Annotated in this window: 11 protein-coding genes; 7 read left to right on the forward strand and 4 right to left on the reverse strand. The window is 57.9% G+C overall.

Annotation, left to right across the window (positions count from 1 at the left end; translation table 11 throughout):
- Positions 1-21: 21 nt before the first annotated feature.
- Together ACVWY9_RS09210 and ACVWY9_RS09215 are read right to left on the reverse strand one after the other, a co-directional pair.
- A complete protein-coding gene (locus tag ACVWY9_RS09210; protein WP_457388148.1) occupies positions 22-1,572 on the reverse strand; it encodes a hypothetical protein in 1,551 nt (516 codons plus the stop codon).
- 49 nt (positions 1,573-1,621) lie between these two features.
- Complete coding sequence (locus ACVWY9_RS09215; protein ID WP_414407247.1) at positions 1,622-2,884, reverse strand: class I SAM-dependent methyltransferase; 1,263 nt, start codon at positions 2,882-2,884, stop codon at positions 1,622-1,624.
- A gap of 85 nt (positions 2,885-2,969) precedes the next feature.
- Here ACVWY9_RS09215 and ACVWY9_RS09220 point away from each other — a divergent pair, with 85 nt between their 5' ends.
- Both ACVWY9_RS09220 and ACVWY9_RS09225 read left to right on the forward strand, forming a co-directional pair.
- Positions 2,970-3,788, forward strand: coding sequence for a hypothetical protein (locus ACVWY9_RS09220; RefSeq protein ID WP_457388149.1), 819 nt, complete (start codon positions 2,970-2,972; stop codon positions 3,786-3,788).
- A gap of 310 nt (positions 3,789-4,098) precedes the next feature.
- Positions 4,099-5,076, forward strand: coding sequence for a PspA/IM30 family protein (locus ACVWY9_RS09225; RefSeq protein WP_457388150.1), 978 nt, complete (start codon positions 4,099-4,101; stop codon positions 5,074-5,076).
- 63 nt (positions 5,077-5,139) lie between these two features.
- Here ACVWY9_RS09225 and ACVWY9_RS09230 read toward each other — a convergent pair whose 3' ends face one another.
- On the reverse strand, positions 5,140-5,895 hold the full coding sequence (locus ACVWY9_RS09230; RefSeq protein WP_457388151.1) for a 5'-methylthioadenosine/adenosylhomocysteine nucleosidase: 756 nt from the start codon (positions 5,893-5,895) through the stop codon (positions 5,140-5,142).
- 222 nt (positions 5,896-6,117) lie between these two features.
- Between ACVWY9_RS09230 and ACVWY9_RS09235 the strand changes: the two genes are divergently transcribed.
- The 5 genes from ACVWY9_RS09235 (at position 6,118) to nuoK (ending at position 9,902) form a co-directional block, all read left to right on the forward strand.
- Complete coding sequence (locus ACVWY9_RS09235; RefSeq protein ID WP_457388152.1) at positions 6,118-6,582, forward strand: YbjN domain-containing protein; 465 nt, start codon at positions 6,118-6,120, stop codon at positions 6,580-6,582.
- A gap of 17 nt (positions 6,583-6,599) precedes the next feature.
- The gene (locus tag ACVWY9_RS09240) at positions 6,600-7,331 is read left to right on the forward strand and encodes a lipoyl protein ligase domain-containing protein (protein ID WP_457388153.1); all 732 of its coding nucleotides are present in this window, start codon (positions 6,600-6,602) and stop codon (positions 7,329-7,331) included.
- 145 nt (positions 7,332-7,476) lie between these two features.
- Positions 7,477-8,787, forward strand: coding sequence for a TPM domain-containing protein (locus tag ACVWY9_RS09245; RefSeq protein ID WP_457388154.1), 1,311 nt, complete (start codon positions 7,477-7,479; stop codon positions 8,785-8,787).
- Positions 8,788-8,906: 119 nt separating this feature from the next.
- Positions 8,907-9,515 (forward strand): NADH-quinone oxidoreductase subunit J, encoded by a 609-nt coding sequence (locus tag ACVWY9_RS09250; RefSeq protein WP_414357958.1) that lies wholly within the window; start codon positions 8,907-8,909, stop codon positions 9,513-9,515.
- 81 nt (positions 9,516-9,596) lie between these two features.
- Positions 9,597-9,902 carry an NADH-quinone oxidoreductase subunit NuoK gene (gene nuoK / locus ACVWY9_RS09255; protein ID WP_414328814.1) on the forward strand — a complete coding sequence of 102 codons (306 nt, stop codon included), beginning with the start codon at positions 9,597-9,599 and terminating at the stop codon, positions 9,900-9,902.
- A 44-nt stretch (positions 9,903-9,946) separates the two neighbouring features.
- Here nuoK and ACVWY9_RS09260 read toward each other — a convergent pair whose 3' ends face one another.
- Positions 9,947-10,273: a DUF5684 domain-containing protein gene (locus ACVWY9_RS09260; RefSeq protein ID WP_011432901.1), complete on the reverse strand. Its 327-nt coding sequence runs from the start codon at positions 10,271-10,273 to the stop codon at positions 9,947-9,949.
- Positions 10,274-10,652: the final 379 nt, after the last annotated feature.

Raw genomic sequence — 10,652 nt, forward strand, 5'->3', positions numbered from 1 at the left:
TCTCCAAGTGGCTTTCTCGCCCTAAGGGATCCAAGCCAGCGTGCTGCTGCCCAGCGGTAGGCGGCGTTCCCGCCAGCGGTGCGAACCACTTTGTCCATCAGGAATGGGCAGCCCGTCCTGCAAATCCACCAACCACACTTGCGAAGCCATGATGGCTTGCCCGCTACGGCTAAGGGGAGCCGAGGGATCCGGGATCCCTGGGAACGGTTCCAAGAGCGTGTAGGCCAGCATGCGTCCATCCGGGGAAATGCTGAAGTCCAGATCGATGGGATAGTCGGCTCGAGCTACCTCTACGACGTTGCCTGCTTCCCCCTGGGTGGTGTTGCCAGTGCCGAGGGTTATCGCCAGCAAGCGGGGCGACTCGGTGTAGCTGGGGAAGTCCATCGCGACCTCGCCAACAGAATAATGCTCCGCACCGCTAACGTGAGAGACCTCACTGACCAAGGCGTAGAAGATGGGCGCCCGAGGGGAAAAAGCCCCTTTCAGGATGGATCCCTGGGTTCTCAAAATCTCCTCGCTGTTGCCGGTATTGCTGACGATGGAGAGGCTGCGGGTGTAGTCGGGATTGAAGCGCAGTAAAGCCCCGAAAGCCCCATCGGGGCGGATGGCTAAGGTTTGGCCGAACTGGGCTAGAAAGCTCTCCGCTGCCGCCCGTGGATGCAAGGGTACGATCCCCACCCCCTGTCCCTGCGAGATGAGCAGGCTGCTCTCATCGGGGCTAATGAAAAAATCTCCCCCCACCGCCGTATCCAGCTCTAGACGTTCAAAGGGATCCCGGCTCGTTTTCTGGATCCACAGCTCCGTCTGGACGGCGGCCATGGGATCCCGTTGCAGCGGGATCCGCTCTGCCACCACCAGTTCCCCCGTCGGCGAGACTTGGAAGCGCAGGTTTTGGTAACCCTGATGATCCAGCAGCAACCGCGAAGACAGATCCTCCAGATCCAGCCGGTACAGATCCTGGTGCTGTAGGTTGGTGGCCGTGGCGAAATAGTACACGAAGCGGCCATCAGCACTGGGCTGCATTTGGGTTACCTTGACCCCAGCTGGAGTCAGCAGAGTAGCGGCTCCCGTCTCCAGGTTGAACAGAAACATTCGCCCTCGCTGGGCAGGTTCGGTGCTGATCCCCAGCAACTGCCGATCCGGCGTGCGGAATTCTCCCTCGAAAGGCTGGGCCATGGGCTGGCCCCGTTCATCCACGGCTGCCTGCAGGCGCACCCGGTAGGTCTGGCCGTAAGGGGCTGGTTCTGTCAGCGTCCAAAAAAAGCGGCGACCCAGCTTGCGCATTCGGCCTGGCAGAGGGGGCTGGATCTCCAAATGCTCTTCAACACTGACGGGATCCATCGGGCGGTTGAAGGTGAGCACCATCTGCACTTCTTGCGCCCCCACCCGTTGCTGTTGCCAGTTAAAGTCCCGCACGTAAGGAGCTGTGTGGTTGCCCAACACCACCAGGATCACCCCGATGGCCAGGTTGCAGAGGGTAATCCGGGCAACCCAGCGATCCAGAGGCTGTGGGAACCACCGCGTCAGGGTTGCGCGCCAGTAAGATCCCGACCGGGCAGACATCTGACTCATAGGTTACAAACAACAGACAGGTATGGGCAGCCAGAACTTGGGGAGCTGCCTATTGCAGCATCAAAAAAAGAAAGTCTTCTAGGTTGGTTAGGAAGGTCAGCACCTCAGCGGTTGTTCGTTCTTCATCTGGGGATCCCAACTGGACGGCCTGTTGAATCAGCTCTCGAACCGGCGTTGGTCCTTGAAGCAGTGGCGCCAACCAGCTCACTTTCTCGGCAGGGATGCTGATCCGCCCGTGGGTGGCCCCTGTCCACTGCATTTCGTAGGGCCGCTTCTCTTGCAGGGCTTTGCTGTACTCCTGGCGAAAGCGGGGGTTGTCCATCAACAGGGGATTGAATTGTACGGATCCCGACAGCCAATCTTCGTCGCTCCAGGGCAGCACCGGCGAAGAGCCGGCATGCTCCGCCCAAAAGTCGATGAGGCGATGGACAGGGCGAAGGAGTTCATACAGATGCAGCCGCTCCATGATGCTGAGGGTTGCCAACCGCTGCCGCACAAACTCAGGCACCTCTTTAAACAAAGACTCCACCGACCAGTCGGGCCTATCCACCAAGCTCAAAAAGCTCAACCCCGCCTGCTGCAACATGCGAAACAGGTCGGGGATCGTGAACCCCTTGTCGTTGGAGAGTAGGTAATTATTCATAATGGCCGCATCTTCGGCATAGTTGGCCGGGTTCCAGAGCACCGCCTGGGCCACTTCTTCTCGCAGGGATCCCATGAACTCCCGCACATTCTTGGCCCCTACTGCTGGCGGAACGTCAAATTGCCCCACCTTTTGCAACCCCTCTTGCAGGCGGAAAAACACCTGCCGTTGGTAGCGGCTGTGGAGATTGGCCCGGATGATGCCATCGGGCTTGAGGACATTTTTCATGGCCCGCAGGCCCTCGGTGGGATCCTCCAGCAAATACAAAACATCATTGAGGCTAATGAAATCAAACTGGATCCCCAGGCGATCCAGCTCCAGCAGATTGAGGACATAAAATTCGGCATCTGTGAAGCCGTGGTGGCGCAGGCGTTCCTCGGTAAGCTTGACCGAAGCCGGAGACAGATCACAGGCAACAATCTGGGCCCCTGGATTGGCCTCGGCCATCATCAACGTTTCCCAACCGGAGCCACAGCCGGCATTCAACAAAACCTTGCCCTCCGGCGGGACGATAGCATGGGTGCGCAGGTACTGAGCCGTGGTATAGCTCATCTTGAACATCTCCGGCAGGGCATTGCGAGCCGTCTGCGAGAGGGGCACATTAGGGTAGGGCAGAGCCTCGTAAAGGCTCAAGGCTCGTTCCGAAGCGGAGAGGGCAGAGCTGGCCATAGGCAGGGGAAAGGCTCAACGGTTCAATTTATGATTGAGTGTAGCCCTGGTCGCGACAGCCTCAGGGATCCGCAAAAAACTTGCCATGGCTACTGCTTCCTTGCCCCGTCGTCGCTCTCGCTTCTCCCTGGCAGGCACTCTGGCCGCCGTTGGGGGGGCGTTTCTGTGTGGGATCCTGGTGGTGCGGCTGCAGTTGCCGATGCTGGAGCGGATCAATCTGGGAGAATTGGAAAATGCCGAGGCCCGCAAAAACCGCAACATTGCCCTGGCCAATACGCTGGGGTGGCTGGGCTACCGCAACTTGGGGGCTTCCTGGCTGTGGCTGGAGCTGATCCAGTACTACGGGGATGCACCGGCTCGCACCCTGACTGGCTATGGCCTGGCCTACGACTACTTCGATCACATGCTGCGGCTGGATCCCCATTTCCTCTTGGGCTACCGGCTCTCTAGTTTGGTGTTGGCCTATCGGGCTGGCCAGCCGGAAAAAGCCGTCGAGATTTTGGATCGCGGCTTGCAGCAGTTCAACCCCCAAAACAACCCTGACGCCTGGCGACTTTATGTGGATCGTGCTCTACTTAACTTTATGTTTCTGGGGGACGCGGAAGCGGGCCGCACCGATTACTACCAAGCTGCTGCCTGGCGAGAGCAGGTGGGCCTGCCTGGAGATGAATTTCGCCAGTTGGGGGATAACATCGCCCGCAGTCCTCTCAGCCGCCGTGTCCAATTCGATGTTTGGCTGAGCGTGTATAACTCCACCACCGACCGGGATACCCGCCTGTTTGTCTTGGAACAACTGGTCCAGTTGGGTACCGTGCTGCAAACGCTGCCTACGGGGGAGATCGAGATCCTGCCCCCTCCTCTGCCCGACTTCCCCGACGAAGAACCCTATCGCTTGCGCCTGTGATTTGATTTGATCCGGGGGACAAAGATTGCGCCTTAGGGCTGTGACGTTGCCCCAAAAGGTGAGCTAAACTCTAACCCAAATTAAGCCGACCCCACGAGCCGACTCTTCGAGAGCCGCAGCTTTTCGTGGGAGAGGTTCGCTTTTCCGACGTAGGGGGCAGCTGGCTCTGTTGCCTTTGCCAGGGAAGAGCAGCAGCCAGCCTCACGGCAATCCCCAAGGACGCTCTGGGATTCCGGTTTGTTCCCCCAAACTTCTCTATCTTATTATTTCTTAACTTTTGTTCTTGTTCTGCACAATAGGAGTGACCCCCATGACCTCAAGAACTTCCCTTCTGATGACTGTGGCTGTCCTTTCGGGCAGTTGGCTTGTTCTTCCGGCGGCAGCACAATCTTCCGGGACGGCCCGGGTGCGGTCGGTGGTGGATGGGGATACCTTCTGGGCGGACTTGAACGGCAGGCCAACCCGTTTCCGTCTGGCCTATGTGGATGCGCCGGAGCTGACCCAAGGGCGCTGGGGGCGGCTATCCCAAGAGGCTCTGCAAAACTTGCTCCCGACGGGATCCCTGGTGCAGGTGGATACCCTCTATGTCACACCGGAAGGGCTTCACATTGCCCAGGTGTACAACGCCGATGGTTTGGTGAATTTGGAGATGTTGCGCCAGGGTCAGGCGGTGGTTTACGAGCGCTTTTTGCACGGGGCCAATCGGCAACGCTACCTAGAAGCCCAAGAGGCGGCCCAAGCGGCGCGGTTAGGCTTCTGGCAGCAACGCAATCCGGTGATGCCTTGGGAGTTTCGGGGGACGGCCACACAAACCTCGGCCTTTGCAGGGGTCAATGTTTTGGATGGTTCTTTGATTCGTGAAAATCCGGCGGCGGCTGCGGGTGTGGGGATTGCTACTGCGGTGGTGATGGTGGGTCTGAGCAAGGTGCTGTGGAGAAAGCCCAGCCGACAGAGGGTGAGCATCCGGCAGATGGAGCGGGATCTGAAACAATTGCAGCGCAGCCTCACCACAACCCTGGCCAGTCGCAAGCAACTGGAACGGCGGTACGACGAAATTTTGCAAAAGGCCGAAGATTGGTTTGTCAGGGCTGAGAAAGCCAGCCAACAGAACCAGGATGACCTTGCCCGCGAGGCTTTGGTTCGGCGCAACCAGCACATGAGCGCAGCAGAAGCGGTTCGCAAATCTTTGGATGAAGTTGAAGCGCAGGTGGCAACCCTTCGCGAAGGCATTTCCCGCCTAGAAAGCCAGATCTCGATGGCCAAGCTGGAGCGGGAGATGAACAACTGACGCCAACGCGATCCAGCCCAACTCTTCCTTGGGAAAGGGGATCCCCGGATCCCCACAGTCGGGCTAAGGCAAGGACGGGGGCAGACTTTGCAGGATGGTGCGGACGACTGCGGCCGAGTTGAGCGCCGCTGTTTGAAAAAAGCTCAAGAAATCCGTATCGTCCCCTGCATCGCTAACCGAGCGCACCAGCAAACAAGGGATCCCGGCTTCTTGCGCTACTCGCACCACGGCTGCCCCCTCCATCTCCACAACCAAAGCGCCGGTGCGTTCTCGGATTTGTCGGCGTAGGTCTGCGTCGGCCACAAACACATCGCCGGTGGCCACCAAGCCTTGATGAATGACGGGATCCCGGCCTTGTAGGGGGTGGAGAGGGATCCGCTCGGGATGGGCCACAATCAGGTCGTAGAGGGCGCTATCGGCCTCGGCCAGTGGGTGGCGCAGCTCTGGGATAAAGTCGATCCCCAAGACAAAGCCCTCGGGTCGTCCGGTGCCAAAGTCGTGCTCAATCGCCGCATGGGCCAGCACCACATCTCCCATGTGCAGGTGATCGGCCAAGGCCCCGGCCACACCGGTAAAAATGATCCCCTGCAAAGGGAAATGGGCCACCAACAGAGCCGCCGTGGTTGCCGCCCGCACCTTGCCCACCCCACCTTGTACCACCACCACCGGTTGCCCCGCCAGGGATCCCCGGTAGAACTGTCGCCCCAGATGGGTATGGATGGAGCAGGTTTCCATTGCTGCGGTGAGCATGGCCACTTCCTCGGGCAGGGCTCCAAGAATACCAATGGCTTTCTGGGGGAGATGAGATGGAGATTCCATAGAGCTTCCCTCAGGTTCTTCGAAAGACTTTTGAACAGGCTCTCTCTCCAGTTGGCGGGGGGGGATCGCTTGCCCTCACCTGTCCGGCCACTTAGTGAACCATTGCCAACGGTTTCATTCTCGCCTGAGTTGAGGATCCCAAAGCGATGACCGGATAGGTCGGAGTCTCAGGCGGTATAGCGGTATAGTTGAGGTGGTTGGATAGGGAATAGGGGAAAGATCATGGTCTACAGTGAGCCGCTCATGAGCACCTTTAACCCTTCGCCAGAGGTTTTTCCAGAGTCCGTTCGCTGCGTTGAGGTTGTCTCGGCGGTGGTTTCCAGCCTCAAAGAGGATGCGGCCTACGAAAACCATGAGCAGGGACACACCTGGAAGTTCACATACGGCACGGCAGAAGTGTTCGTCCATCTGAGCGGCGAATCCCCAGAAGACACTCTTTTGGTATGGTCTCCCGTTCTCTCTCTGCCGGTGGCAGAACCGGCCAAGCTGATGCAGAAGCTCCTGGAGAAGAATTGGAGCGACACCCTAGAGGCGCGCTTTTGCATCTGGAACAACCAGGTGGTGCTGAACCACTACCGCACCTTGGAAGGGATCACAGCGGGCGAAATTTCCCGGGCCATCACCATTGTGGCCAGCTTGGCCGATGAATATGATGAGCCCCTCCAGGCGGAGTTCCCCAAAGTTTAAGGTCTGGCTTTGCCAGGATGGGATCCCAGGGATACTGGCTCCACTACCGCGTGGCCTCTGGGGCCCGGCAAATGGAGCAGGATGCCTGGCTTCTGCAGCGGCTGCGCCATGACCCTCACCCCTGCCTGCGCTTTTATGGCTGGGATCAGCTTACCCTCTCGCTGGGACGGCACCAGGTTTGGCCAGATCCCCTGCCAGGGATCCCGATTGTGCGCCGACCCACGGGGGGAAGGGCGGTGCTCCATCAGGCGGCTGAGGATGCAGCAGAGCTGACCTACAGCTTGGTGTTGCCCCTTTCTTACTTGCAAGCCAGGTTGCCCAGTTTGCAGCGGGCCTGGGTGTACGACTTCTGTTGCCGCTTTTGGGTGCAGGGGTTGGCGGAGCTGGGCATTGCCATAGATGAGCCCGCTTTTGCTCACGGCCGAAGCCACCGGGATCCCGGCTACCGCAACAAGACCAGTTGCTTTGCCTCCCGTACCCGTGCTGACTTGAGCTGGCAGGGCAAGAAGCTGATGGGCAACGCCCAACTGTGGCAACCTTGGGGGATCCTGCAACAGGGATCCCTCCTATTGCAACCCAATCTAGAGCTGTGGGAACGGTATCTGCCCGGCTCGCAGGTGATTGGTATCTACGACATTTGCCCCACGGCGCCAGGGATCCCTGCTTTGATCGAACATTTTCTCCAGGCCGCCCGGGAGTGCTTTGAAGTGGAATGGCAAGAAGAAGCCTGGCTCCCTTGGCCGGACTGAGGGCCGGTTGCTGTTAACAATTACTAGCAACAAGAAGCGGCTTGTCTCAACCGTTCCCCAACTTCCCTCTCTCCCTGGGAAAAGGACTGCCAGTCTAGCCGAGACAGCTGTGCTAGAACCTAGGCAGCGCTCAGCCAGGTAAGCCATGCCGAAAGTTTGGGCGGCAGTTTTGCTAGTTGTATTCCTGCTGCCGCAGCCCGCTTGGGCCATTACCCTTGAACAAGTGCCCAACCCCCGCCGTCAGTATGGAGGGTGGGTTTCCGATACCGCCAACATCCTCAGCAGCAGCACCGAAAACGAGCTCAACCGTCTTATCACTCAGCTTGAGCAGCGCACCAGTGCCGAGATGGCAGTGGTTACCGTGCCGAATACTCAGGGATATGCAACACCAAAAGACTTCACCACGCAGCTATTTAACTACTGGGGGATCGGCAAGGCAGGCCAAAACAACGGGGTTTTGTTTCTCATCTCGGTAGGGGATCGGCGGGTGGAAATCGAAACGGGCAGGGGCCTGGTCGCTATCCTCCCCGACAGCCGAGTCCAGCAGATTATCGACCAGCAGATCCTGCCTCGGTTTCGCAATGGGGATTTTGATGGCGGCACTCTGGCGGGGGTGCGGCAGTTGACCTCGGTGTTGCAGGGCCAGCCCGTTGCAAATGTTCCTGCGGTGGCCCAGGGCATTGATTCTTCCCTGGTGGAAGGGATCCTGCTGCTGCTGGGGATCATCATTTTGGGACTGGGGTGGCAGCGCTCTCGCATGCCCGTCTCTCTAAGGGCTGAGCGAGGGGGAAGACAAGTCCTCTCCCTGACACGCAGAGATCTAAGAACAGGTGCTGTGCTCTCTTCGGTTCAGAGCGACCCCATTCGTCTCTTCCTCTATTCGGGATCCCTCTGCCTTGGCGTGTTCCTAGGATTGTCCAGCGGCAACTGGCTGGGGTTCGCTCTGCCGGTTGTGGCTGCTATGGCCACTGACGGCACCTTGGGCCGGAAGCGTGGGATCCCTTTTCAGCCGGTGGTTTGTCAAGCCTGTGGCCGACCCATGCGCCCAATCCAGCCCCAGCTTCTGGATAAGTACCTTCCCCAAGAGCATCGCCTGGCCAGGAGCCGCGGCAGAGCTCGCTACTACGGCTGGTTTTGTCCTACCTGTCAAGGAATAGCTGTGGTTGTGCGCGAAGGCACGCTCTCCCGACACCTTTACTGCCCTCGGTGCCAAGCCCTCACCCTCGACCTCACCACACAGGTTCTCAGGGAAGCCACCTATTCCTCTAGCGGCTTGAAGCTGGAAATCCTGAGCTGTCCTATCTGCGGGTACCGCAGCGAGCGAGAGGTGGTCATCCCCGAGCTCAGCCACACAAGCGATCGCGACACAAGCGATTGGCACACAAACGATAGCAGCAGAGATTCAGACTTCGGTGGCGGCAGCAGCGGAGGTGGCGGAGCGGGCGGCAGTTGGTGAGACCCAACTCTAGAGATTTCTCTATCGATCTGAAAAAGGAGTCGGGCTTCTCTTAAATCCGCCAGGACAGTACAGTGGTAAGGGAGCAGCAATAGAAACTGGCTAAGGACGGATCTCTCATGACCCTCGGAGAAGGCGTACAACTGGTTACGTTTGTGGTGCTATCGGCGATGGCCATTGGCTTCGCGCTAGGCGTGGTTTGGGCCCCCAGCATTGTCTATTCCGGTTTTCTGCTCGGGGGCGTTTTCCTGAGCATGGCCGGGTTGTATCTCCTCTTGAATGCCGATTTTGTGGCCGCAGCCCAAGTTCTGATCTACGTCGGCGCGGTTAATGTGTTGATCCTGTTTGCCATCATGTTGGTGAATCGGCGCTACACCTTTGCTCCTCTGAAGCTGGGCTGGCTGCGCAACGGAGTGACGGCGGTGGTCTGTTTGGGTCTGTTTGCTCTTCTAGCCGCGATGGCTTTGAACACCCCTTGGCCGCTGCAGCCGATCCAACCTTTGAGCAGTGTGTTGGTGATCGGCGGCCACTTCTTCAGCGATTATCTTCTGCCTTTTGAGCTGGCTTCTGTTTTGCTGCTGATGGCGTTGATTGGGGCCATTGTCTTGGCGCGGCGGGAGTTTGTTCTTCCCCAAGCCGGAGAAGGGGATCTGAGCTTGCTGGAGCGGGCCCGACCCCAGCTGGAATCAGAGTCAGAACGACCGGCAGAGCTGGTGAGCACCCGCTAAAGCTGACTGCTCTCGGCCATAAAACCTAGAGCTTTCCCGAGGCCCCTGTCATTGTGTATCTACATGGAGCTCATCGCGATGTTGCAACTGCAGTTTTTCTTGGTGGTGGCAGCGATTCTTTTCTGCATTGGTATTTACGGATTGATTGTGAGCCGCAATGCGATTCGCGTCCTGATGTCGATTGAGCTGATGCTCAATGCGGTGAACCTGAACTTCATGGCTTTCTCCAACTTTGTCGATTCAGCGATGATTCGCGGCCAGGTGTTCTCGGTGTTTGTCATCACTGTGGCGGCTGCCGAGGCCGCAGTGGGCTTGGCCATCGTGCTGGGGATCTACCGCAACCGCGCCACTATCGATATGGAGAGCTTCAACTTGCTTAAGTGGTAGACTTTTTCGATTGTTTAGTTTGTATCAAGGCAAGGCTGGCTAATTCAAGTGAAGGCCAGAATGCCTGAGTAGAGCAAAGCTCCCAAAACAGGCAGGAAAACCAGCAGACCCAGCCAGCGGGATTTATTCAGGCGGGGTGGAATGGCAAAGATCACCCAGATACCGAAGATCAAGTTGACTAGGGGAATGAAGAAGAGGATCACCCACCAGCCGGGTTTACCAGCAGCTCGACACATCACCCAGATGTTAGCAATCGGGATCCAAGCTAACCAAGCATTCGGCACGTTTAGCTTCTCTCCAATCACCATTAAGGTGTAGCTAAAGAAGGCGTAAAGGGCAACGGCAATCAGCCCTGGTAAAAGCTCATCCATCGTGACCCTCCCACATATTTGATATTTGCGAATGTCAACTCACTTGTCTCCAGCGTCTCTTTGGTGTCAGAGACAACCCTCGAATCTATACAGCTATAAGGCCAAACCGCAAGAAAACCAACTTTCCAAAGCTGTTCAGGAGCTACTCTGATCCCGCCCACAAAGTTAGCCAAAAGGGATCCCGTTGTCCAGACTTATCTGTCAAGTTTCATCAAGAATTCTGTCAAGTTTCATCAAGAATACAGATCTGACGAATAATCTCTCAAGCACGGGGGGGCAACGGCGGGCATTGGATCCCGGGAACCAGGGATTCCAGCAAGCCGCTACAGGCATCCCAGAGCAGCTCGATCACGTAATGGAATCCAGCCTCACCCCCGTA

The organism is Thermostichus sp. OS-CIW-31 (genome assembly GCF_054060305.1).